Source organism: Rheinheimera sp. WS51 (assembly GCF_050936095.1).
Classification (GTDB): Bacteria; Pseudomonadota; Gammaproteobacteria; order Enterobacterales; family Alteromonadaceae; genus Alishewanella.
The window spans coordinates 117,099-140,394 of sequence record NZ_JBOTRC010000003.1 but is presented as its reverse complement, the minus strand read 5'-3'; the positions used below and the strand labels follow the sequence as shown (position 1 = coordinate 140,394).

The following is a 23,296-nucleotide window of genomic DNA, read 5'->3' as shown; positions in this document are numbered from 1 at the left end:
TCCTATAACTGAGTATTATGAAAATAAACCGTACTACTTAGTAATAACCGGCGATAATGATCACCGCCCGCATCAAACCTTTGCTGCCCCATTTGGTAAACCTGATCATTGCTATAGTGTGGATCAGGCTGAATTGCTCTTAATAAGACATAGAACTTAATACTGACAATACGGTTAGTTAATTGCTGCCACTGCGATGCTGTCATCTGTGCTGTTGTTTGCTGATAATCAATATGGCCATCTAAATTAGCATCTATGCCAAATTCAAAATGTAACCGTTCTACACCATCTATAATTGAATCAGTCGTCATACGTGCCTCACCTTCGGCATTACGAATTAAGCGTTTGCGCATTAATACAGGCACTATTTCACCTTCATGTGACTGGCGTTGCACATAGAAAACTAAATGCTGATAAGGGTAATAATCCATAGCTGAATTTAATCCGCTGCTATCGGCAGAAACAAAACGACTATGCTGCCAATTGGTTTCTAAATAGAATCGGTTTGACTGTAACCTATCAATTGAATGCGCTTGGCCAATCAATCGCTTAATTTGTAGTAGCTCGCTGTCTTGCAATGCGCGTGGTATGCAACCTAACTGGGCGCCAGAAGAAACTGCTTTGGCATACAGAGTGACAAAACCGTTATCAAGACTTGGGAAACTGCCGCTATCGAGTATTTCATTATGACAATCTGGACTTGGCGCATCCGGCTTACTAACTGTTGACGCTAACAACACATCAGCCTTACCGCCCCAAAAGCCAACATTTTGTAATTCATTTTGTAGTAAACCCAGCATAAACTGGCCATTTTGTTGTAATTGCGCTAACTGCTGAGTTTGTTTTGCAGACCGACTTAAGGTGCTAAAGGCTGTTAATATCATCATTAGTAAAAATAGCCCTAGCATCATAGCAATTAACAGCTCTGTTATAGTAAACCCCGTATTGGCTCTCATTCTGCACCACCGACAGTAAAGCCACTTCTGCCAGACGCTAGAGCACAAGCCTCTGCCATCGGCTCATGATTTGCCAATCGCTGTTGCCAACTAACAAACATAGTTATCCCAGTGCTTGTAGACGAGAGACAAAACTCAGGATCAATAAGTGAAGATTTAGACGGCGTCGCCCATTGCTGATACCAAGTAAAACGCTGAAACTGCGCCAACTCAGAGGGATCACAAGAGATAACAGAAGAACAAGGACTTGGCGTAGACAACTCAATACCTGTCGTTAGCCTGCCAGACATAAGCGGTATAAGTTGTTGATTACTATAGATGGTATTAATGAGTTCGTTAGTCAAAGCCACAGCTAGAGTGCGCTGGGTGGCATCAATCACATTACGTAAAGCTAAGGTTTGCCCCGCAAGAATGCCAAGCAAACCTATTTTAACAATAACCAGTGCAACGAGAACTTCAACTAAACTATAACCCTGTTGTAACCGCATATCCTTATGCCCAGTTAATTACAATTAACTTTAAAGTTACAACATTATTTCAAAAGATCAAATTTTATACTTAAAAAATTACCAACATTTTTCTACAACGCTAGCAACAAAGCCGCCTTTAGCTCCTTTTCTACCTGCTTGGTTCAAAGTTAAAGTTGCGCATTCACTATCTTTTTGTAAAGCCGTAGGGGCAGCACTTAACTGATAACTACGCGCCGTTAAATTATTTAGACTTATAGTATATCTTTTAGAAATATCATTTCTGCATTGCAATTCAGGTAAAGCAAATCCAGTTGGATTATATCGCATATTAGAAGTGTAATTACGCTCCATAAACTGTGCATATTCCGATAAGCAAGCAGTAGCCGCAGTACGATTAGAGCGAATAATATGCTCTTGATAAGAAGGGATAGCGATAGCGGCTAAAATACCAACTATCGCTACTGCTATCATTAGTTCTATTAATGTTACACCTAACTGCTTTTTATTGATCATTAGTTTGTTAGCTCCCGCCATGAAACACGTCCACGCCTGATACCACCATTGTATCCCTCTACGGCAATGGTAGCAGTCGCTAATCCAATTGCCATTTTATCCTCAAATAATACAGGCTCACTTGGGGTACCATCAAACTTAATACCACTTGCAGGAATTTTGCTATCACCTGAGTTAATACCATCAGCACCATCAAATTTACCATCTTTTGATAAATCAAAGAAATGATATTTTAAGCGAGCGCCTTTGAAAGGATCTATTGACATTACGTAACCATCACCAGCAGGCTTACAGTCATCACCACTTGGAATCGCTGTACTCACTACTAAATTATTACCCGCTTGAACAGGCCTTGTAACAATACGCTCCTTGCCGTCAATCAAATCCATATACCAACCCAGCTTGCCTGCCATATCATTTTCAGTTGCTTCAGTTACAGTTCTGCTTTCTCTGCTTCCCGTCGCATCAGTGTAAACTACATTTTGCATTTCGCGTTTTTTCAGCTTAGAGCGGTCTATAATGCCCGCAACGTCCTGGATACCATACCAGCTCTGTACCTCTGCATTATTTAAATCTGCAGCTGCCAGCATTTTACCTGTTCCAAAAAACAACCATAGCTGGCCAGTTTTTGGCTCTGAACTCAAAGTTAGCCCTCCTGTGATAGGTTGGGCTTGATTTAAATCATTTTTAGCTCTAAATAAAGGAAAACCTGCATAAGCAACTTTCCATTCTGATGGAATATTACTTGATAAATCAAACTTCCACACATTACCTAATAAATCACCAGCAAAGAACCAATCTGTTGTGCCATCCCGGTCAGCATCCCAACCTTCAACCTGGCCAAGGCCATGAGCATTTTCATCTACAGTATCAGGAGCAGCTATATTAGCTAAAACATCGCCATTAGCGATATCAATCACTAATAAACCTGAACCTTTAGTTGCATTGTTATAACCATAACCGACTACAACTGCCCAACTACCATTATTTAAACGAGTGATCGACGGTTTCGTAGTAATTACGCCTAAATCACTGTACGACTTATCCCACAACACATTAGATGTAGTCATACTATTGGGGTTAGTAATATCAAGTGCAAATAAACTATTGCCACCTCGTCCTAATGAGCCGACCAAAATTGTTTTCCAACCCCCTACGTAGACATCAGCAGCTACAGGCGAACCATCAACAAAATATTTATGCTCATAAAAAGGGTCTGCATAAGAAGCTAAGTTAGTACTTTCTTTAAGCATGGCTTTGGGCATATAAGCAAAGGTTTCAGTACCATTAGCAGCATCGAAAGCATGTAAAAAACCATCATTTGCACCAACATACAAACGGCCTTCACGTGTTTTATTGTTTGCAATAAACGCATTGTAGCTATTTGCACCCAGCCAATTATAACGACCAAAGTTTCTATTTATTGGCGCAGCTACAAAATGTGGTGATGAATTAGCAATATCACCTAATAAACCACTGCGTTTGCGGAAGTTTACACTTGCTGGCGCTTCGTTTATCGTCTCCCCTCGCAAATAGTTAACTAAATCCTTACTTTTTAGAGCGTTCTTTTCAGACTCACTTAAATTTGACCAGTTAAAACTTTTTACACCAGATTCACCTGTGAAAAGTAAATTACGCGTATTCCATTCAGGAAAATTTGCTGACCATATTTTCGCAGAAGGATTAGTAATATCATAACTTGATAAAGTACCACTCCAATCATTACCATTGTAACTGCCTTGATAAACATAGTTATCAGCTTGAGTAGAGGTAGTCGTACCGGCTAAGTTAGAGGCTGAAGCAACACCTTGATCAATCCCTTTTAATGTTGCTGATAATTTTTCTGCAAACTCCGTTGGATCCTTAGCTGTAAAAAAGCCTCCTCTTGAATTTACCGCAGCATGAAGTAAGTCATCAATCTTAGCAGGACCATCACTAAATGGATTCCCCCAGTCAATACTATCGCCTGTTGTAATTGCATTCATAGCATCATCAGGTGAGACATCACCTGATAAGCCTAAACTAATACCAAATACCCGCATATGCTGCCAGAAAGCTGGTGATACCCCTTCGCTGGTTGGAACATTATTGTCTAAGCTTGGCATCAAATCATTTTTCCAATAATACATTGCAACATCAGCTAAAGTGTTGTCATAGCCATCTTTAAAAGGATCTGCTTTTGTATATTTACCACTCGCTCCTGATTCATTAGTAAGTAATAGACCATCAGTATTATCATTATTTTTACGTGCGCCTGAAGTTGCAGCTTCACTTGAGTTCCAGTAACCATCTGTCATTATTATACTAAAACTTTGCCGACAGCTCAGCATATCACTGCTGCGTTCTTCGGGCTCTGTGCGCCATGGGTGTTCTGTTTTATAATATTGACCCGCTTTATCAAGCGCATACCGTAGTGGAGTATTGCCACTTGCCTCAACATCAAACAGCCAATTAAAAAATCCAGTCCGTGCACTACCGTTGAATGGCGCGACGCCTTGATAACTTGAGGTTTTATTAATCGCACCATAACCTACGCGCAGCTTACCGCTTTGCTGATGAAAAGCTGTACTGATAGAAGATTTTGAAGCCTGTAATCTGTCACGGTAATAGGAATACCATATAGCAAATTTTTTCTTTATGTCTTCCGACATATCAGAGTGATGAACATACTTATAGCAATCATTATCATACTGATCATCATCATCACAATCGTCTAAATCTGCATCATATTGATAATAAAAGGCACCGTTATAATAGCGTCGGCCCCTATGACTAAAGTCATCTCTTAGATCAGAACGGCTGGTTTGGGTAAAGCCATTATCCCAAGCATTATTGAAAGACGGCTCTCCCCAACTTGTCACACCATCGCTTTTTAGCGGTATTTCATATTTACCGTTAGGATCAAAGTAAACGCCATTGACTTTAGAACTGTAATACCAAGGATAATAAACTTGTTCTGCATCATAATACGTACCAGTTCTTGTACACCGTCCCCCATCCCTGCGGTTACAAAATTCTTTAGTACCACTTTTATAATAGCCGCTGATATTATCTGGCATATACTCTCTATTCATAGAACCAGAATCATCGATAATAAACATAATATTAGGTGCAACTTCGCCACCTGTTTGCAAAGGCGAGGAGGCCAATTCAACTGCTGCATGGGCACTACTTGCAGCAAAAAGCATGCTAGCAATAAAGCTAATATATCTAGAAAGTTTCATCGCTATTATCTCCGCCAAATGGTTTGCATAATTACTGCAGCGCGCCCGTCATCATCTTGCGTGCGTGCTGTAATTCTAAATGTAGGTGACAAGCACCCCCGAGGAGGTGTTGTTGCACTATTACAATCAGGGAAATCAGGATCTGGCCAGTCCCCCATGTATTCAACAATATAACTAGCAGGGTTTGCCATGCCATCATTCATTGCTGCTGCATTTTGCCAATTCGGTGCACCTGGGTCAGCTAAAGTCCAACGATCAACTTGATTCGCAGCAGGAATAGGAAAAACAAAAGGTAATGCAACTGGATCTAAGACATTTAAACGTCGCTCTGCCTCTAATAATGCAGCCTCAACCTGCTGTTGAGTTAACTGCTTATCGTATAAGTTAGAGGTCATTTTTTCTTGTAAAGTTGTGCTCTTAATACTACTTAATGCTAGTAATGTAATAGCAACTAATATTAATAAGCTAACAATTAAGGCAACACCTTGTTGCTTTTTAGCATTCTGCATATCTAACCTACTCTATTTCTAAGTGTGATAATAAAGTTAATATTTTTTGCTGACTCTAATAGGTCCAGTTGTTTTAAAACTTTGTCATCTATAGTTAGTGTTACACTAACTGAAATAATATCGCCCCAATTAAGCACTGCATTTGCTGTACGAAACTGCCGGGTCGTTGCATCCATATAACTAAATTGAATGTTTGAAACACCAAATAATACTTCTTCATTAATTTGCTGAGCGCCCACTACAGCAGCTCGATATAAAGAATTGACACTGCTATCATCACGGCTAGGTGCAACAAACCAAGCTACAGACTCAAAGCGCATCACCATTGCATTACTTGGGAAACTTCTTACTGGCGTTGTTGCGCAATTAAATGGCATTAAAAAACCTAAGTTCTGAGTACAATTTAACGGTGCAGCACCCGTTTTATATTCCAGCGTATTGGCTGCTGCATTCACGGCAGATACCTGAAATAACGTTGTTAAAGTATCATCACATACAATGGCAATATCTAGCGGGTTGAGATCAGATGGTGCTGTTAATGTAAATTCTGCATTAGCCGTATCATGACTATTAATACTGCTACTGACACCTGAAGCATACATTACACGAATAGCTTCTGTACCTAGTGTCGGGGTTATGCCATTTATCGCAGCTACAGGTGCAGCCAAACCTCTAATGCCATCATTCCAGGTGGCCCAAGGCTGAGCAGAATTTAAGATATTAACTACGCGCACAGGATTACCGCAACCACTAAACCCAGCGCTACGGATATCTTTAGACATTAACTGAAATGCTATACGGGCGGTATTCTGAACTTCGGATAAAGAGTTATTGACACGACTAGTCGTCTGGTTAGACATAAATATACCTAATGCCCCCCCTAAAACTAATAAGCCAAGTACCATAGCAATCATTAATTCAGTTAATGAAAAACCTACCATTTTAAATGTTGAAATTACTTTTTGTTTTTTCATGGTAAAACCTGCATTACAACTGAATTTCCCGTCACTAAACGGTCGTCTGTCCAACTAATTGTTACAGTATAAAGATTCGCACCACCATCCCACGAAATTACCGGACAAGTCTCTGCGGTAGTAACCGCTTTAACATTTTGCACCCAGCGATCCGTCAATAAAGCTGAACTTCCTGTACAATCAGATAAAGCATAACCGCCATTCCTTGCTACATTAGGATTAGAACGCATTAGCTCGATTAAGTTATCGGTTAATATCATTGACATACTTCGCTCATAAGAGCTGTTAACATTACGAATGCTAGTTGTTTGAAGCCCTGCAACACCAAGCAAACCTACACCTAAAACAAGTACAGATACTAATACTTCAATTAATGTAACACCCTGCTGCATATCAAAATTATTTCTCATCTATCAATTCCTGCTTAACTTGGATTAGCTGGGGCGCCACAACTTGCAGCAGAACTAGAGTTAACATGAGCCCGACCACCTGAGCGTAATACAATATCACGCACATTATTATCAACTGACGACATACACACTCGTATTGTTCCGTTTAATGCCCCGTTAGTGGCAGTTCTAGCCAAGCCCTGTGGTGTAAACCGTATAGAGTCTGAAGCCGAGCTTAGTGATAAACTTGCCAAGGTTGTTATACGATTAGCATTAATTTGTCCATTCGCAATCACTATCCCACCGCCTTCACGCATAACTAACCAGCCTTTCCAGCCGGTGCTTGGAGCCGCTGAGCAGTTTGTTGCATCGCTGCTATGACACAATACCATTACTTGATTTTGCTTAATCGCTTCCGTTCTAGCTAAAATTAACGCAGCGAGGATCTCATTCGCTTGCCCAGTTAATCGATTACCATTAATCAAGCTAGTAAAACTGGGTACCGCTATTGCTAAAGTGATGGCAATAACTGCTACTGTCACCATCATTTCTATAAGCGTAAACCCTTGCTGTTTTTTATGTTTTTTATTAAGCACCTAGGAAACCGTCCATTTAGCAAAAAATTTGGTTTAGTTATTATTACAAATAATCTATATCTATATTAGAAGCAAGCTTATGCTTGATGAGCGGTTTGATTTAATGATAAGCGGTAAAACATTAAGCTAATAATTGTTAGTATTTAAGCGCTAAGGCTTGCTTTACGGTTGCAAGCGCTCTTCTTGATACATCAAGTTTTTCATCGCAACCTTGTAATTGGATATAGGTGCGACCGTCACTTTGGGTAGTTAAACTAGAGAAATGATCTACATTAATTAATATTTTACGATGACTACGAATCAGTTTTGGCGTGAGTGTTTGTAGTTGAGTTAAGCTTTGATCTATTAATGCTTCGGCATTGTGAGTTACAACCCGAACATATTTATCTTCAGCAATGCAATATAGAATATCCGTAATCAGTAGCTGTTTAGTAACACCTGCAATAGTATAGCTAAGCTTGTCTATTGTAGTTGTAGCCGGTTTAGCCTGTGCTGTTACCCTACTTCTGGCACGGGCTAACGCCTCGAATAAGCGATCCGCAGATATTGGTTTTAAAATATAATCTACCGGCCCAGCTCGATATGCCTCAAGCGCATGTTCTGCATGCGCAGTAACAAATATCACTTCTGGTGTTGGCTCTAGGCTTTGTAACTGACATGCTAGACTGATGCCGTCGGTTACTGGCATTTCAATATCAATTAACATTAAGTCGGGCTGATGCTGCTTGGTTAATGCTAAACCTTGCTGAGCATTCTGCGCCTCAGCAACACAAATAAAGCCTGGCTGTTGCTGTAATAATCGCTTTATTCTCGCCCTTGCTAAGGGCTCATCATCAACAATGATAACCTTTATTAGCGTATGCGTATTCATACTTCTTCCCTGTTATTGCACAGTATATTAATTCGGTAACACTAACTTTATTCTAAATAAATTATCAATAACACTATAAGTTAAACTGGCGTTAGGCCCATAGTGTAATTTTAAACGTTGGCGAATATTTTCAATCGCTATACCATTTTTCGGTCGATTAACACTTAGCTGTTGAAAAGGATTAGTGATCACAAAGCTGACTGCAGAGCGCGATTCAAGTAATTGAATTTTTAATAATGCCTTATCATGACAGCCTTCTATGCCATGGCGCACTGCATTTTCTAATAAAGGCTGAATGGTTAAGGCTGGAATTTTAATATTAGGCAATGTCTGTGGCAGCTGCCATTCAACCTGCATTCGGTTGCCTAGCCGCCATTGCTCTAGTGATAAATACTGCTTTGCTAGCTGTAACTCTTGGGCTAAAGGAACAACTTCACCAACATGCAATGCGGCTCTAAATAATGCAGCTAAATCTAATAAAGCTTTTTCTGCCGAATCTGCATCTATTTGGGTTAATTCAGCCACAGTGTTTAAGCTATTAAATAAAAAATGCGGCTGAATTCTCGCTTGTAAAGCACTTAGCTTAGAACGGTTTTGGGCGTCGAGCTGCTCACTGTGCTCAGAGTGCATAATAAAAAACTGAATAGCGATAATGCTAATAATAAAGGCAATCATGCTATTAGCCATTAAAAAGGCCGGCAGACTTTGATTTATCATTATTGTTTGAGCATTTAGCCAATAGTAAGCCAAGCTACTTATAGCAATTGTAATAAGCAGAAAAATAACGGTGCAGCTACTAAGAATGGTCATAGGGGCTAGCTTATTTAATCTTGGCCTCAACCAACATAAACAAGCGGTGCTAAGTAGCACCACCCAATGCATAAACAAGCTAATTATACCAAGTCGATACCAAGGATCGGTAATAATACCCGGTGCGAAAGCAAGCACAACGGCCACAGCTTGCGATAAAACAATAGCTCGAAAAATAAAACGGCCATGGCATAAATAAGGCAATTGGAGTGCCGGTAATCCGCTGCGCATCATTATCGGCTCCTTTGTATAATAAAACCCTAATTAAATAGTGATTAAGCTACTTTTATTACGCTAATTAATAACGCAGCTCCGCAGGAATAGCAAATACCACGTTTTCTTCACGGCCAGGATTTTCAGTAACGGTAACCCCACCCCATTGCTGTAATTGTTTAACGACTTGCTGCACTAAAACTTCAGGAGCAGAAGCCCCTGCAGTTACCCCTACGGCTTTTACATTGTCTAACCAGCTTTGTTGAATATCCTCTGCGGTATCAATTAAATAAGCAACACAGCCCATTTTTGCCGCAAGCTCTCGTAACCGGTTAGAATTACTACTATTTTTAGCGCCAACAACTAATAATAAATCGGCTTTATTAGCTAGGTCGCGCACCGCATCCTGACGATTTTGCGTGGCATAACAAATATCATCTTTACGTGGCCCTTCAATTTCAGGGAAACGCTCACGTAAAGCCTCAATTACATCAGCGGTATCATCAACTGACAAAGTGGTTTGACTGCTATAGCACAACGCAGCAGGATTTTTCACCGTTAACTGAGCAACATCTTCGACAGACTCAACTAAGTAGATCCCACCGGCTTCATTGCTATATTGGCCCATAGTGCCTTCAACTTCAGGATGCCCAGCATGACCAATTAAAATGCACTCTACGCCTTTGCGACTAGCGCGTGTCACTTCCATATGTACTTTTGTTACAAGTGGACAAGTGGCATCAAATACTTTTAAGCCACGTTGCTTTGCGTTTGTACGTACCGCTTGGGAAACACCATGAGCGCTAAAAATAACAATATTATCGTCTGGTACTTCATCTAGTTCATCAACAAACACAGCGCCGCGACGGCGTAAACCATCTACCACGAATTTATTATGTACCACCTCATGGCGTACATAGATTGGCGGTTCAAATAGCTCTAAAGCACGTTCAACTATACTTATTGCTCGGTCTACCCCAGCACAAAAGCCACGCGGGTTTGCTAATAAAATATCCATAGATTTAAAGTACCTGCACTATTTCTACGCTAAAAGTTAAAGTTTGGCCTGCTAAAGGATGATTAAAATCAACCGTCACTGACTCACCGGCTACTTCACGAATTAGTCCTGGTAATTCAGAGCCATCAGGCATAGCAAACCCTATTATAGCTCCGACTTTAGGCGTGGTTTCAGCCGAGAAGCGAGCGCGATCAACATAATAAATATTATCAGGATTAGGCATACCGTACGCATCTTCTGGTGCTAAGGTGAAGGTTTTCTTATCACCCGCTTTTAAGCCTGTTAATTCAGCTTCAAATGCAGCAGAAATACTCGCATCACCCATTTGCAACTTAGCTGGCTTATTATGCACTCGCGTACTGTCTGCAGCGCTACCATCAGCTAGCTTAATATCAAAATGAAATATAATAGTACTATTCGCGCCTATTGCCGCTGCACTAGCAGTATTTGAATTAGTAATAGGAGTTGCATCAGTCATGTTTTGCCTCTGCTTTATTAGTAAAACTATCCCAGATTAATAACGCTGCACCAATACAAATTGCAGAGTCTGCGATATTGAAAGCTGGATAATGCCAGTCTTGGTAAAATACATGTAAAAAGTCAATAACATAGCCATAGATGCTGCGATCAACTAAGTTACCTATAGCACCGGCTAACACTAAACTTAATGCTAAGCTTAATTTAACTTGTTGCCGCGGTAATCTACCTAACCAAACCGCAATAACCATACTGACTCCAACCGCAATTAACGTAAAAAACCAGCGTTGCCAGCCACCGGCATCACTTAAAAAAGAAAAGGCGGCGCCATAATTACGGACATAAGTAATATTAAAAAATGGCACTACCGAAATAGAATCAAATAACTGCATATTGTGGATAACCACTTGCTTTGTTACTTGATCGGCGATTAATAGCAGCAATATAAGCCACCAAAATCGCCAACCTGTTTGGCTAAAAAGCGTCATTAAGCAAACTCTCGCTGTTCACCATCGCCTTCAACGTTGCTAACACAGCGCAAGCATAATGCTTCATGTGCTGGGTTTGCGCCAACATCATGGCGGTGATGCCAACAACGCTCACATTTAGCCGCAGTAGATGCCGTAACTAAAACACTTAAGCCAGCAATTTCAGTTGCAACCGCATCCGCAGGTGCTGCATCAGTACTGACGGTCGCTGTTGACGTTATTAACACAAAGCGTAACTCATTAGCTAATAACGCTAAATCAGCAGCTAACTGTTCATTAGCGTATAAAGTAACTTCAGCTTGCAAAGAAGCACCAATTCGCTCTTCACGACGCGCAGCTTCAAGCACTTTATTTACCGCATCGCGCACTTGTAATAACTGCTGCCAGTAGCTGTCAGAAAACTTACCACCACTAACACCCGCTAAGCCTTGATACCAAACACCTGTAAACACAAACTCATCATGCTCACCTGGTAGCTCTTGCCAAATTTCTTGCGCTGTAAAGCTCATAATAGGCGCCATCCAACGCACCATAGCCTGAGCTATATGGTATAGCGCAGTTTGACATGAGCGACGCGCAATACCATCAGCATGTGCGGTATATTGTCTGTCTTTAATAACATCTAAATAAAAACTGCCCAGCTCTACGGTACAGAAATTCATGATTTTCGCACTAACTTGGTGGAACTGATAGTTGTCATAGGCGTCAACAATTTCTTGCTGCAACTGGGCGGCGCGGTTAACTACCCACAGATCTAATTGCACCATGTCATCAAAAGCAACCATATCGGTAGCCGGATTAAAACCAGATAAATTAGCTAATAAAAAGCGAGCCGTATTACGAATACGACGATATTTATCTGCAGCACGGTTTAGTATTTCATCAGAGACTGTCATTTCAGAGGTGTAATCTGCCGTGGCTACCCATAAGCGTAAAATATCAGCACCGAGCTTTTTCATCACATCTTGTGGCGAAACCACATTACCTAATGACTTTGACATTTTGCGGCCGCTACCATCAACAGTAAAACCATGAGTTAATACTTGTTTATAAGGTGCATGTTGATTAATGCTAACGCCTGTCATTAGCGATGACATAAACCAGCCACGGTGTTGATCCGAGCCTTCTAAATATAAATCAGCTTGGCTAGCCCCATTATATTCAGCTCGTGCGCCAACCACACAGGCATGAGTTACACCAGAGTCAAACCAAACATCTAAGGTATCTTTTACTTTTACAAACTGCTTAGCATCATCGCCAATTAAGGTTTCAGCCTCTAAATCAAACCAAGCTTGAATACCCTCTTTTTCTACTAACTGCGCAACTTGCTCCATCAGTTCTGCGGTATTAGGGTGTAAAGCACCGGTGTCTTTATCAATAAATAACGCAATAGGCACACCCCAAGTACGTTGTCGGGAAATACACCAATCTGGACGGCCGGCAACCATTTTTTCAATCCGCTGTTGGCCCCACTCTGGGATCCAGCGTGTTTGCTCAATTTGCTCTAATGAAGCCTGACGTAAACCTTGCTGCTCCATACTAATAAACCACTGTGGCGTCGCCCGGAAGATAATAGGCGTTTTATGGCGCCAGCAATGAGGATAGCTATGGGTATAGGCTTTATGTAAAAACAAAGCACCCGCTTCACGTAAGGCTTCAACCACGCTGTCATTGGCTTTAAATACATGTTGGCCTGCAAATAAGGGGGTATCAGGTAAATACACGCCATTAGCCCCAACAGGGTTTGCTATTTCTAAGTTATATTGCTTACCCACCACAAAGTCTTCTTGACCGTGCCCTGGTGCGGTATGAACACAACCGGTACCAGAGTCGGTAGTGACATGCTCACCTAACACTACAGGTACTGTCATATCATAAAGTGGATGCTGTAAAGACATCAGCTCTAAGCTTTCACCTTTAGCAAAACCTAAAGCGTGATAATGTTCAATACCCGCGCGGGCCATCACGTCGGTTACTAAGTCTGTGGCCATAATCAGTCGCTCAGGGCCATTAGGACCTTGCTCAACTTGAACTAAGCTATAATCTAACTGAGCATTAACCGCAACCGCACGGTTAGCTGGAATGGTCCAAGGCGTAGTAGTCCAAATAATGACTGATACTTTCCCTTGCCCTTTGTGGCCTTGTGGATGATCAAAACGATCAACATCAGTTTCATCTGTTAAGGCAAAGCGCACATCGATAGCCGGTGAGACTTTATCTTGATATTCCACTTCCGCTTCCGCTAAAGCTGAACCACAATCAGTACACCAATGCACCGGCTTAAAGCCTTGTTGTAAATGGCCGTTAGCGACTATTTTCGCTAATGAACGGATAATATTAGCTTCAAAGTCAAAGTCCATCGTCCGATAAGGCTTTTCCCAATCGGCTAATACACCTAAGCGAATAAAGTCATTGCGCTGGGCATCAATTTGCGTTGCTGCATAGTCGCGACATTTTTGTCTAAATTCAGCAGCACTAAGCTTAGTGCCCGGCTTACCGTACTTTTTCTCTACCACTAGCTCTATTGGCAAGCCATGACAATCCCAACCCGGTATATAAGGCGCATCAAAATCAGATAAGGTTTTTGCTTTAACAATAATATCTTTAAGAATTTTATTTACAGCATGACCAATATGAATATTACCATTTGCATAAGGAGGGCCATCATGCAAAACAAAACTCTTCTTGCCTTTTTTCGCGGCGCGAATTTTGCCGTATAAATCTGCTTGGGTCCATTTATCTAACATTTGCGGTTCACGCTGAGCTAAATTAGCTCGCATGGCAAAAGCTGTTTGTGGCAAATTCAGGGTATGCTTGTAATCACTCATCCGTTTTGTTCCGTTATGTCAGTATTAGCCTCTGATTGGCTAACATCAGCCTGGCTATTAAAAATTTGTTTGGCCGCAACAACATCTGCTGCGATCTGTTGTTGTAATGCAGTTAAATCTGCAAAACGTTGTTCATCTCTAATCTTTGCTATAAGTTGCACTTCAATTTGGCTGCCATATAAGTCGGCTTTAAAATCAAATAAATGCGCTTCTAACTGCTGACGTTTACCTTGTACTGTTGGTCTATTACCAATATTGGCAACACCCGTAAAGTCACCATAAATTGTTTTAGCCTTTATCGCATAGACACCGGCAACTGGCAATTTTTGCCGATACAAAAATACATTGGCCGTAGGAAAACCAAGATCACGGCCTAACTTTCTGCCATGACGCACCCGCCCGGTTAATGAAAAAGGTCGGCCTAACATCTCTGCAGCTAACGCTAATTTATCTTGCTGTAAAGCCTCACGAATTAAGGTGCTGCTAATGCGCTTATCGCCTAATACTAAACTTGAAGTGCTCGTTAAACCAAACTGGTATTGCTGTGCTGCATGTTGCAGCATTTGAAAATTGCCGCGTCTGCTTTTGCCAAAGCAAAAATCATCACCAACAATTAAATGTGCGACACCTAATTGCTTTAACAATAACTCTTGAATAAACAACTCTGGCTGCTGAGAGGCAAAAGCGGTATTAAAATTAACACAAATTAACCTATCAATACCTAGTGCAGCCAGTGCAGTATATTTTTCACGAAAGCGAGATAAACGCGCTGGCGCATCATTAGCCGTAAATAACTCTAATGGTTGTGGTTCAAATAGCATGACACAAGCTGGCAATTGCAGCTGTTTAGCTATGGCTAGCAGCTTGCTAAGCACAGCCTGATGCCCTAAATGCACACCATCAAAATTACCGATCGTTAATACACAGCCATGATGTTCAGCTTGAATATTATGTATACCGCGAATTAACTCCATGCCTGCCGATTCTACCTGCTGCTTATAAACCGCGCATTATAACCGCTAACTCATTTGCTTTCAGCAATAGAATTCGCTCTAAAGTGGCTTAATCTAATACCAAACACAAATAACAGCGCAAAATAAACCAAAACTGCGGCAAAACATAAGCCTGCCAAATAGATTACTTGCTGGCTAAAACTTAACAATAACCAGTTAGCAAAGCTTGGCATCTGCCAATATAAAATGCTGGCCATAAGCCCTGCAGCAATAACTAATTTAGCTAAAAACACCCAAGTTGTTTTAGTTAATTGGTATACACCGGCCAGTTTTAAACCACGATACAATAAAAAGGCATTTAACGTCGCCGACATAGAGGTCGCTAATGCTAAACCGACATAACTTAAAAATGGCGCTAGCATTAAGTTAAAGCCCATATTCGCCACCATAGCAATAATGCCAATACGCACCGGTGTTTTAATATCTTGGCGGGCATAAAACCCCGGCGCTAACACTTTAATTAACATAAAGCTAAATAAGCCTAGGCTATAAGCAATTAAGCTGTGCGATACCATAAGCACATCATTTGGCGTAAATTCGCCACGCATAAACAATAAAGCAATTATCAGCTTACCCAACACCATTAGGCCAGCCATAGCTGGTATGCCAAATAGCGCCACAAAGCGCAATGACCAATCTAATGTCTGGCTGAATCTTAGCGCATTAGCCCCCGCATGATGTCGAGACAAGTTAGGTAAAATCACAGTGGCGATGGCAATACCAAACAGGCCCAGTGGAAACTCAATTAGGCGATCAGAGTAATAAAGCCAACTTACTGCGCCTGTTAACAAAAAAGAGGCGATAACCGTATCAAGCAATAAATTAATTTGGCTAACCGACACACCAAATAATGCCGGTAACATTAATTGTCTAATTTTAACTACGTTTTCATCGCGCCAGCCCCATTTTGGCCAAACCAACAAGCCCGCTTTAGCTAAAAATGGCAATTGAAACAGCAGCTGCACAGCTCCGCCAATAAACACGCCCCAAGCTAGTGCAATTGCCGGCACCTCTAACTGAGGTGCTAACCAAATTGCACAAGATATAATGGCAATATTTAAAAACACCGGCGTAAACGCAGCCACAGCAAAGCGATTATAGGTATTTAAAATCGCCCCAGATAACGCCACTAAGCTAACAAACCATAAATAAGGAAAGGTAATTTTTAACATTAGGCTAGCTAATTCAAATTTATGCTGCTCTGGGCCATCATTTAGCCATTCAATAAACCAGCCCATGCCAAATAACATGGCCACTATAGGCGAGGCAATAACCCCAAGCACAGTAACTAGCGTCACCACAACACCTAAGCTTCCTGCTACTTTAGCAATTAATAATCGCACCGCATCATCGCCATGCTTGGTTTTCACTTCCGCTAACACCGGCACAAAGGCTTGCGAAAAAGCGCCTTCGGCAAATAAACGCCGCAGAAAATTGGGAATTCGATTAGCAAAGAAAAACACATCAGCTGCAGCGCCAGCACCAATAAAATTAGCCACAACCACATCACGAACTAAGCCTAATACTCGGGAAATCAAGGTCATAACACTAACAATTAGGCCTGATTTTAATAACTTATCTGACACAAAACGGCTCCTTATAAAATAGCACTGCTATTCTGCCTGCTTTTAGAATACAATTACCAGTAGCTAGATAGATTAAAATCTAGGTATTTATAGTAAAAGCATTTGACAATGGGCCATTAAATAGGCATATTATGCGGCCTTTAAAAGGTCCGGTTTTTAGTTTTTAGGAGTGTCACCTTGGCTAACATTAAGTCTGCTAAGAAGCGCGCAATTCAATCAGAGAAACGTCGTCAGCAAAACGCTAGTCAACGCTCTATGATGCGTACTTTCATCAAGAAAACCTACGCAGCGGTACTTACTGCTGACGTAACTGCTTCAAATGAAGCATTAAAGAAAATGATGCCTGTTTTGGATCGTATGGCCGCTAAAGGCTTGATCCACAAAAACAAAGCAGCACGTCATAAAGCGCGTTTAAATGCTCACGTTAAAGCATTAAACGTTGCCTAATATAGTGCAAAATTAAAAAATACCGGCTTACGCCGGTTTTTTTTATCTTAAATTTCAGCTTACTCGGTACAATATAATTGGTAAAGCAAACCAATTAACGCCTCCGCTTCCGCGCTATTAATACTGTAATAAACAGTTTGCGCCACCTTACGTGTTTTAACTAATTTTTGTCGGCGCAATAAGGCTAAATGCTGTGATAACGCAGACTGGCTTAATGCTAACTTGTCATTTAAATCACTTACCGACAGCTCAGCGGGTAACAGATGGCATAAAATAAGCAACCGTTGCTCATTTGCAACTGCTTTGAGCAACTTCACGGCTTGCGTTGAATTTTCTAACATATCGGCTAACTTCACTTACCGAAACTCCTTTATAAGCTTATAACCTAAGCTCAACTATTAGACTGAAACATTAATTGTTGTCGACACCTCGCAATAGTGCAAAATAGCGCCGTCATTAAACTAATAAAGATTGCATTAGATTGTGAATGCGATGAGCAGAAATAGGTTTAGTGACAAAGGCACTAGCACCAGATTCAAATGCTTGCTGTAAATTATCAACCGTGGAATAAGCAGAAATAATAAAAACTCGAGTGTGCTCACGCGCTTGTTTAAATTGCTTTAATAGCTGCTGACCATTAGCATCAGGCAATTGTAAATCTAAAAACACTAACTCAGGCTTATACTCAGCAAACAGTTTAGCCGCGCTTAAACCATCTTCAGCCTCAATCACATCAATAATATTTAGCTGCAGTAATATCTGGCGTAAATGCTGCCGTACATTGGCGACATCATCAATAATTAATGTTCTTAATTTGCTCACACTGTGCTGCATCCTGCACCTCCATCTCAAAGTCCTATCGAGCAAATAGTAATTTAGCTTATTCATACTGTAGACTGCCAGTAAAAATGCTAAAATCCGAGCAATATTTAAACTAAGGGCAATAATAAAATATGAAAATTTGGTTAACAATGCTAGTTGCGGCAGTTAGTCTGAATCTAACGGCTAATGACCTAGAGCTTGATCATTCTCTTGCTTATAAACTAACAGAGTCTCTCACAGTAGAAGTTGGTGCCCGTATTGCTGGAAGCTCAGCAGACGAAAGAGCCGTAGTTTGGGCCGAGAAAAATTTCGCAGCTTTGGGTTACGATAAAGTATGGCGAGAACCATTTAAAATGCCATTTTGGCAGCGTGGTGCGGCGTCATTAACTGTCAGTGCCCCTTTTCAGCAGTCTTTCGTTGTTAGCGCCTTAGGCGGCTCTATCGCCACACCTGCTTTAGGCATCGATTCTAACGTTATTATGTTTGCCAGTTTAGCTGAGTTAAAAAAAGCAGATCCTAGCCAAGTTAAAGGCAAAATAGTCTTTATTAATAAAAGCATGCAAAAAGACAAAGAAGGTAATTTTTATAGCGAAGTGGTTGGCGCTCGCTCTCAAGGCGCAATAGAAGCGGCTAAGCTAGGCGCTAAAGCTATTATTATTCGTTCTGTAGGTACTAGCCTAAATCGTTTTGCTCATACCGGAATTATGCGTTATAGCGATAAAGTAGCCAGGATCCCTGCCGCTGCTATTTCTGTACCTGATGCTATTCAATTAGAGAAAATGTTAGCGCTTCAGCCTAATTTGACACTGCGCTTAACCATGCAAAATAAGTTACCTGGTACTGTTACTAGTCATAATGTTATTGCTGAAATTACTGGCCGTACTAAGCCTGAAGAAATTGTCTTAATTAGTGCTCATTTAGACTCTTGGGATCAAGGTACTGGCGCATTAGATGATGCCGCAGGTGTCGGCTTAGTAATGGCTGTCGGCGCTTTAATTAAACAACAAGGCCAACCTGAGCGAACTATTCGTGTTGTTTTATTTGGTAATGAAGAAGGCGGTTTATTAGGTGCCAAGGCTTATGCAGCTAAGCATGCCAATAATTTACATAACCATGTTTTTGCTTCTGAATCAGACTTTGGTGCTGATCGTATTTGGCGTTTAGACAGCGGCGTAGGCAAAAATTCACTAGCCTTTATTGCTGAGCTGCAAAAGAAGTTAGCGCATTTAGATATTAGCTTAGGTAATAATGATGCTTATGGTGGCCCTGATGTTTCAGTACTAAAAGCCTTAGGCGTCCCTGTTGTTACCCTACTGCAAGACGGTACAGATTATTTTGACTACCACCATACCGCTAACGATACCTTCGACAAGGTTAATCCTGATGCTTTAGAGCAAAACTTATCCGCTTGGTTAATTACAACTAAAGCAGTTGCTAATAGCGACATTGATTTACGCAAGTAAAATAAATGCCTCATTGAAAAAGACAGCTGCAGTAGTCGCTGTCTTTTTTAAAGGCTAATATGACATTCTACGTGGTAATTTCACTTCGGGTCGCTTATGTTTGCGATATAAGCTGCGAATAAAGTACAACTGCAAAAATACGATTAAAAATATAGCTGCTGATGGGTATAAATAACTATTTTCTGATATTGCGAAAATACTTAATCCACAAGCTGCATAGATGAATGGTAATAACTCATATAACCAAAAGGGTATGCTACCTAGACGTTTATTTTTTATGCCATCAGAGCGGCGATTATAAGAGCGTAACACCCAAATTGTCGCACCACCTGCCATCAATAAAAATGCCGCACTTAAGCCTAGCCAAGAACTGGTCAGTTTTGGAAACTGTAAAATGCTCGCTCCTGTAATAAAATAACCATATGGTAAAGCTTCGTATAATCTTAACGGAACCATAGCGTGCCTCCTGCACTAAACCGACTATTTAACAGTATAGCCATCATTTAAAGCATTGTGCACTTTTTATACAAAGCTTTTATTGTATACCTGTATTAGCCATTAAAGCCTTTAAAATCACAACTAGTAAATTGCATTAATTAAACTAATCCGAATCAAGCAAAATTACTCAGTTGAGCAAACAGAGAGTCCGCAGCATAATGCCGCCAATTTCCTCTCTTATTCAATAAAATGGCAGTACATAAATGGCAGATCTATTTTTTAATACTATTAGCTGGATTGGTTTAGCTATCTGTATTGGGGCATTTTTTATAAAAGATGTTTTCCGCTTGCGTCTAGCTACCCTAATAGGTTGCAGTATGCTTTTTATTTACTATAGCCATATTGATATTTTACAGGGCGTTATTTCTAATTTATTAGTATTGTTAATCAATGCCTACTATATTCTGCGCTTTATTAAAGCCAAAAGATCTGAGCAGATGCAATCAGCAGCAATACCTTCTAACCAACCTGCAGCAGCATTATCAGAGTAAAAGCAGCGGAATACTGTTTTCACTGTAACCTTAACGCTATAATCTGCTTATAGCGTTAAAATGGGGGTTATATGCAAAACAACGATTCAGATTTATTTTTGCAAGAAATGCTAGGGGTTACCCCGCTATCTCAAGATGAGATAATACCTATCAGTGGCGAATTTAGCCCTACACTGGCGCAACAAGCTAGGCGCAAAGCTGCCGAACAAGAAATGGAATATGATCCTAATTATCTTAGTATGGAATATGTTGACTTAGTGAAGCCAGATGAGCCCTTTAGTTACAAAAAAGATGGTGTTCAAGACGGGGTGTATCGCAACTTACGCTTGGGCAAATATCAAATTGATGCCACACTAAATTTATTAGGTAAAACCCTAGTTGAAGCCCGAAGTCAATTATTTAGCTTTATCACCGATTGCCATCAGCGGGGGATTCGCACCTTACTAGTCCAGCATGGTATGGGTAGAAACAGCAAACCCCATCCGGCCATATTACGTAGTTATGTTTTTAAATGGCTGCCAGAGATGCCAATAGTCTTAGCCTGTAACACAGCCCAGCGGCATCATGGTGGCTATTCAGCCACCTATATTTTATTGCAAAAAAACCAGCAACAAAAAGCAGATAACCGTGAGCGTCATAGTAAACGCTAAGGCTGTTGCTTAATTGAAAATAAAACAGCCCCCAATAAAATTGGGGGCTGTTTTGGTCAATCCGTTCGACCTCTTTATCCCTAAAGCTAGCTTACACTACTTATCTGAATACGCATTTGCATCACTTATAAGTAAAGTAAGGCAGCTTCGGCTCTGGTCAAAAATGCCGATAACGCCATTAATACAACAACAATAGCGATTGCGGTAAAGCCAAAACCACGACTGGACGCTTTACTCATGCCTAACCTCAGTCACACTTTTACAATTACTAACTTACAATTTGACTAAACAAACCAATACAGTGCAACAGTCTATTGAAATTGTAACAATTTAACAATAACTGAGGATTTAACCAGCATTTTCATTATGATAAGCTAACGCTGAGTAAACAAAATCGGCGGTCAATAGCTGTTTATCATGACTACTCGGTAACTGCTCTAAAGCCTGTTCACTATTTACAATGACAAAGCCTGCTTTTTGGTAATTTGGCAAGGCCGCGGGATGATCGGCACTACAGGTGTGCAGCCATATTTTTGTTGCTTGCCAACTGGTTGCTAAATAAATAGCCTGTTGTGCTAGTTTTTTACCTAAACCTTGGCCGACAAATTGTGGCAATAAGCCAAAAAACATAATTTCAACGCTGCCATCTTGGTGCTTTACCAGTTCTACATAACCAGCGGGAGTCCCTTTGTTCCATAGCAGCCAAGTGCGTACTTTTTGCTGCTGTAAATAGCTAAGCCAGTCTTGATAGGTCCAACTTAACCGACTATACCAACGCCAAGGCCCACCTACGGTGCGAAATAAAAACTGATTTAATTCTGGGCAAGCTATTTCAGCTTCTATTAATTGGATGCCATCTGGCCAATTAATTGCCTCAGGTACTGGCCCTTGATAGTCTAAATACCAAGTTGTCACTTGTGTTGCTGTCATATTAATAACCTTGCTTACGATCAATGACATTTAACATTGGCAGCCCTTGCTTATAGCGCTGATAATTTAATAGGGTTTGCTCAATTGCTGAATTAAGATTAGTCACGGCCGAAATATGCGGCGTAATTAAAATTGCGGGATGCTGCCAAAATGGATCTGTGTTAGCTAAGGGCTCTTGCCGAAAGACATCTAAACAGGCCGCTTGCAGTTTGCCACTATCAAGTGCATCAATTAATGCCTTATCATCAACTATAGCGCCACGAGCAACATTAATAAAAATACTATTGGTTTTAAATTGGGCAAACACGGCCGCATTTAACAGGTTTTCCGTTTTATCGGTTAAAGGCAATAAGCAAATTACCACATCGGCGTTAGCAACCGCTTGGCTTAATTCAGCCTCTCCACTATAACAAGTCACATCTGCTAGTTTTTTTGCGGTTCTAGACCAGCCAGAGACTTGATAACCTAAGTCGACAAAATGTTTCGCTGCCGCCGATCCTAGCTCACCTAAACCCAAAATACAGATACTGGCTAACTTTCTTGGACTTTTCGGCTTCCAAATACCTTGTTGTTGCTGCTGTGAAAACTGATCTAACCGCAACTTGTAGTGGGCCACAACACCCTGTAAATAGTTAACCATGGTCTGATTAAGCTTATCATCAACAATTCTGGCTATAGGCACATCGGGTAAGGCAGGATCTAAAAGAATAGCATCAACACCCGCGCCAAAACACTGGATTGCCTTTAAATTGGTTAAACTTGATAAACTGCCCAGAGGCGGTTTCCAGACTAACGCAAACTCGACTTGGTCTTTTTGGCTAATATTAGGCCAAATTTCAACTTTAGTATCCGTTAAACTTGCCTGTAAGCGTTGCTCAAGCTGGGTTAGGTCTCTGTCAGGTATAATTAATGCAATGCTCATACGCCCCCGCTTATGGTTTAATAATCTCTATACCGAATGTAAAGCTTTAGTAAAGTTCAGTTTCAATTCAGCTGCTGCAGCCTATAAGATAGGGTAATTGAGCAAAATATCGCCACCAGTATTTATACTTCTGCTCGC

General features: G+C 40.8%; 25 protein-coding genes. 4 read left to right on the top strand and 21 right to left on the bottom strand.

The annotated features are described in order from the left end of the window. Positions 1 to 2: 2 nt before the first annotated feature. The 16 genes from ACRCA4_RS06100 to murJ form a co-directional block, all read right to left on the bottom strand. Positions 3 to 956, bottom strand: coding sequence for a PilW family protein (locus tag ACRCA4_RS06100; RefSeq protein WP_433185629.1), 954 nt, complete (start codon positions 954 to 956; stop codon positions 3 to 5). Continuing rightward, positions 953 to 1,444 (bottom strand): type IV pilus modification protein PilV, encoded by a 492-nt coding sequence (pilV, locus tag ACRCA4_RS06095; RefSeq protein ID WP_433185626.1) that lies wholly within the window; start codon positions 1,442 to 1,444, stop codon positions 953 to 955. The genes ACRCA4_RS06100 and pilV (ACRCA4_RS06095) overlap by 4 nt, the downstream gene beginning before the upstream one ends. Positions 1,445 to 1,522: 78 nt before the next feature. Beyond that, on the bottom strand, positions 1,523 to 1,939 hold the full coding sequence (locus ACRCA4_RS06090) for a type IV pilin protein (protein ID WP_433185623.1): 417 nt from the start codon (positions 1,937 to 1,939) through the stop codon (positions 1,523 to 1,525). Next, positions 1,939 to 5,163, bottom strand: coding sequence for a pilus assembly protein (locus ACRCA4_RS06085; RefSeq protein ID WP_433185620.1), 3,225 nt, complete (start codon positions 5,161 to 5,163; stop codon positions 1,939 to 1,941). Before ACRCA4_RS06085 ends, ACRCA4_RS06090 begins: the two co-directional genes overlap by 1 nt. A 5-nt stretch (positions 5,164 to 5,168) precedes the next feature. After that, entirely contained in the window at positions 5,169 to 5,672 is a 504-nt protein-coding gene (locus tag ACRCA4_RS06080; RefSeq protein WP_433185617.1) for a pilus assembly PilX family protein, read from the bottom strand. A gap of 2 nt (positions 5,673 to 5,674) precedes the next feature. After that, positions 5,675 to 6,646: a PilW family protein gene (locus tag ACRCA4_RS06075; protein WP_433185614.1), complete on the bottom strand. Its 972-nt coding sequence runs from the start codon at positions 6,644 to 6,646 to the stop codon at positions 5,675 to 5,677. After that, on the bottom strand, positions 6,643 to 7,056 hold the full coding sequence (gene pilV, locus ACRCA4_RS06070; RefSeq protein ID WP_433185611.1) for a type IV pilus modification protein PilV: 414 nt from the start codon (positions 7,054 to 7,056) through the stop codon (positions 6,643 to 6,645). The genes ACRCA4_RS06075 and pilV (ACRCA4_RS06070) overlap by 4 nt, the downstream gene beginning before the upstream one ends. A 14-nt stretch (positions 7,057 to 7,070) precedes the next feature. Continuing rightward, complete coding sequence (locus ACRCA4_RS06065) at positions 7,071 to 7,631, bottom strand: GspH/FimT family pseudopilin (RefSeq protein ID WP_433185609.1); 561 nt, start codon at positions 7,629 to 7,631, stop codon at positions 7,071 to 7,073. A gap of 136 nt (positions 7,632 to 7,767) precedes the next feature. Continuing rightward, positions 7,768 to 8,502 carry a LytR/AlgR family response regulator transcription factor gene (locus ACRCA4_RS06060; RefSeq protein WP_433185606.1) on the bottom strand — a complete coding sequence of 245 codons (735 nt, stop codon included), beginning with the start codon at positions 8,500 to 8,502 and terminating at the stop codon, positions 7,768 to 7,770. A gap of 27 nt (positions 8,503 to 8,529) precedes the next feature. Further along, positions 8,530 to 9,546: a sensor histidine kinase gene (locus ACRCA4_RS06055; protein WP_433185603.1), complete on the bottom strand. Its 1,017-nt coding sequence runs from the start codon at positions 9,544 to 9,546 to the stop codon at positions 8,530 to 8,532. A 64-nt stretch (positions 9,547 to 9,610) separates the two neighbouring features. Then, positions 9,611 to 10,543: a 4-hydroxy-3-methylbut-2-enyl diphosphate reductase gene (gene ispH, locus ACRCA4_RS06050; RefSeq protein WP_433185600.1), complete on the bottom strand. Its 933-nt coding sequence runs from the start codon at positions 10,541 to 10,543 to the stop codon at positions 9,611 to 9,613. A gap of 4 nt (positions 10,544 to 10,547) precedes the next feature. Beyond that, positions 10,548 to 11,021 carry an FKBP-type peptidyl-prolyl cis-trans isomerase gene (gene fkpB / locus ACRCA4_RS06045; RefSeq protein WP_433185598.1) on the bottom strand — a complete coding sequence of 158 codons (474 nt, stop codon included), beginning with the start codon at positions 11,019 to 11,021 and terminating at the stop codon, positions 10,548 to 10,550. After that, positions 11,014 to 11,508: a signal peptidase II gene (gene lspA / locus ACRCA4_RS06040; protein WP_433185595.1), complete on the bottom strand. Its 495-nt coding sequence runs from the start codon at positions 11,506 to 11,508 to the stop codon at positions 11,014 to 11,016. Before lspA ends, fkpB begins: the two co-directional genes overlap by 8 nt. Continuing rightward, entirely contained in the window at positions 11,508 to 14,336 is a 2,829-nt protein-coding gene (ileS, locus tag ACRCA4_RS06035; protein ID WP_433185592.1) for an isoleucine--tRNA ligase, read from the bottom strand. Before ileS ends, lspA begins: the two co-directional genes overlap by 1 nt. Beyond that, entirely contained in the window at positions 14,333 to 15,310 is a 978-nt protein-coding gene (gene ribF / locus ACRCA4_RS06030; RefSeq protein WP_433185590.1) for a bifunctional riboflavin kinase/FAD synthetase, read from the bottom strand. Before ribF ends, ileS begins: the two co-directional genes overlap by 4 nt. A 50-nt stretch (positions 15,311 to 15,360) precedes the next feature. Beyond that, a complete protein-coding gene (gene murJ, locus ACRCA4_RS06025; RefSeq protein WP_433185587.1) occupies positions 15,361 to 16,935 on the bottom strand; it encodes a murein biosynthesis integral membrane protein MurJ in 1,575 nt (524 codons plus the stop codon). Between the two features lie 177 nt (positions 16,936 to 17,112). Here murJ and rpsT point away from each other — a divergent pair, with 177 nt between their 5' ends. After that, positions 17,113 to 17,382, top strand: coding sequence for a 30S ribosomal protein S20 (gene rpsT, locus ACRCA4_RS06020; protein ID WP_433185585.1), 270 nt, complete (start codon positions 17,113 to 17,115; stop codon positions 17,380 to 17,382). 59 nt (positions 17,383 to 17,441) lie between these two features. Here rpsT and ACRCA4_RS06015 read toward each other — a convergent pair whose 3' ends face one another. Beyond that, entirely contained in the window at positions 17,442 to 17,738 is a 297-nt protein-coding gene (locus ACRCA4_RS06015) for an ArsR/SmtB family transcription factor (RefSeq protein ID WP_433185582.1), read from the bottom strand. Between the two features lie 100 nt (positions 17,739 to 17,838). Next, entirely contained in the window at positions 17,839 to 18,216 is a 378-nt protein-coding gene (locus ACRCA4_RS06010; RefSeq protein WP_433185579.1) for a response regulator transcription factor, read from the bottom strand. A gap of 119 nt (positions 18,217 to 18,335) precedes the next feature. On the opposite strand from ACRCA4_RS06010, the gene ACRCA4_RS06005 reads away from it, so the two are divergent. Beyond that, positions 18,336 to 19,667, top strand: coding sequence for a M20/M25/M40 family metallo-hydrolase (locus tag ACRCA4_RS06005; protein WP_433185576.1), 1,332 nt, complete (start codon positions 18,336 to 18,338; stop codon positions 19,665 to 19,667). 54 nt (positions 19,668 to 19,721) lie between these two features. Here ACRCA4_RS06005 and ACRCA4_RS06000 read toward each other — a convergent pair whose 3' ends face one another. Continuing rightward, a complete protein-coding gene (locus ACRCA4_RS06000) occupies positions 19,722 to 20,123 on the bottom strand; it encodes a hypothetical protein (protein WP_433185573.1) in 402 nt (133 codons plus the stop codon). Positions 20,124 to 20,368: 245 nt separating this feature from the next. On the opposite strand from ACRCA4_RS06000, the gene ACRCA4_RS05995 reads away from it, so the two are divergent. Further along, on the top strand, positions 20,369 to 20,656 hold the full coding sequence (locus ACRCA4_RS05995; protein WP_433185570.1) for a hypothetical protein: 288 nt from the start codon (positions 20,369 to 20,371) through the stop codon (positions 20,654 to 20,656). A gap of 71 nt (positions 20,657 to 20,727) precedes the next feature. Continuing rightward, positions 20,728 to 21,306: a DNA endonuclease SmrA gene (gene smrA / locus ACRCA4_RS05990; RefSeq protein WP_433185567.1), complete on the top strand. Its 579-nt coding sequence runs from the start codon at positions 20,728 to 20,730 to the stop codon at positions 21,304 to 21,306. 348 nt (positions 21,307 to 21,654) lie between these two features. On the opposite strand, the gene ACRCA4_RS05985 is transcribed toward smrA, so the two are convergent. Together ACRCA4_RS05985 and ACRCA4_RS05980 are read right to left on the bottom strand one after the other, a co-directional pair. Further along, positions 21,655 to 22,236, bottom strand: coding sequence for a GNAT family N-acetyltransferase (locus ACRCA4_RS05985; protein ID WP_433185564.1), 582 nt, complete (start codon positions 22,234 to 22,236; stop codon positions 21,655 to 21,657). A gap of 1 nt (position 22,237) precedes the next feature. Beyond that, positions 22,238 to 23,158, bottom strand: a complete 921-nt coding sequence (locus tag ACRCA4_RS05980; protein ID WP_433185561.1) for a 2-hydroxyacid dehydrogenase — start codon at positions 23,156 to 23,158, stop codon at positions 22,238 to 22,240. Positions 23,159 to 23,296: the final 138 nt, after the last annotated feature.

Coding starts and splice junctions, on each gene's coding strand:
- ACRCA4_RS06060 (WP_433185606.1), bottom strand. CDS start 8,502: ATGAATACGCATACGCTAATAAAGGTTATCATTGTTGATGATGAGCCC.
- fkpB (WP_433185598.1), bottom strand. CDS start 11,021: ATGACTGATGCAACTCCTATTACTAATTCAAATACTGCTAGTGCAGCG.
- ACRCA4_RS06055 (WP_433185603.1), bottom strand. CDS start 9,546: ATGATGCGCAGCGGATTACCGGCACTCCAATTGCCTTATTTATGCCAT.
- pilV (WP_433185626.1), bottom strand. CDS start 1,444: ATGCGGTTACAACAGGGTTATAGTTTAGTTGAAGTTCTCGTTGCACTG.
- pilV (WP_433185611.1), bottom strand. CDS start 7,056: ATGAGAAATAATTTTGATATGCAGCAGGGTGTTACATTAATTGAAGTA.
- ACRCA4_RS06005 (WP_433185576.1), top strand. CDS start 18,336: ATGAAAATTTGGTTAACAATGCTAGTTGCGGCAGTTAGTCTGAATCTA.
- ACRCA4_RS05995 (WP_433185570.1), top strand. CDS start 20,369: ATGGCAGATCTATTTTTTAATACTATTAGCTGGATTGGTTTAGCTATC.
- ACRCA4_RS06085 (WP_433185620.1), bottom strand. CDS start 5,163: ATGAAACTTTCTAGATATATTAGCTTTATTGCTAGCATGCTTTTTGCT.
- ispH (WP_433185600.1), bottom strand. CDS start 10,543: ATGGATATTTTATTAGCAAACCCGCGTGGCTTTTGTGCTGGGGTAGAC.
- ACRCA4_RS06100 (WP_433185629.1), bottom strand. CDS start 956: ATGAGAGCCAATACGGGGTTTACTATAACAGAGCTGTTAATTGCTATG.
- lspA (WP_433185595.1), bottom strand. CDS start 11,508: ATGACGCTTTTTAGCCAAACAGGTTGGCGATTTTGGTGGCTTATATTG.
- ACRCA4_RS06090 (WP_433185623.1), bottom strand. CDS start 1,939: ATGATCAATAAAAAGCAGTTAGGTGTAACATTAATAGAACTAATGATA.
- ACRCA4_RS05980 (WP_433185561.1), bottom strand. CDS start 23,158: ATGAGCATTGCATTAATTATACCTGACAGAGACCTAACCCAGCTTGAG.
- ACRCA4_RS05985 (WP_433185564.1), bottom strand. CDS start 22,236: ATGACAGCAACACAAGTGACAACTTGGTATTTAGACTATCAAGGGCCA.
- ACRCA4_RS06010 (WP_433185579.1), bottom strand. CDS start 18,216: ATGCAGCACAGTGTGAGCAAATTAAGAACATTAATTATTGATGATGTC.
- ACRCA4_RS06000 (WP_433185573.1), bottom strand. CDS start 20,123: ATGGTTCCGTTAAGATTATACGAAGCTTTACCATATGGTTATTTTATT.
- smrA (WP_433185567.1), top strand. CDS start 20,728: ATGCAAAACAACGATTCAGATTTATTTTTGCAAGAAATGCTAGGGGTT.
- ribF (WP_433185590.1), bottom strand. CDS start 15,310: ATGGAGTTAATTCGCGGTATACATAATATTCAAGCTGAACATCATGGC.
- ACRCA4_RS06080 (WP_433185617.1), bottom strand. CDS start 5,672: ATGCAGAATGCTAAAAAGCAACAAGGTGTTGCCTTAATTGTTAGCTTA.
- ACRCA4_RS06075 (WP_433185614.1), bottom strand. CDS start 6,646: ATGAAAAAACAAAAAGTAATTTCAACATTTAAAATGGTAGGTTTTTCA.
- ileS (WP_433185592.1), bottom strand. CDS start 14,336: ATGAGTGATTACAAGCATACCCTGAATTTGCCACAAACAGCTTTTGCC.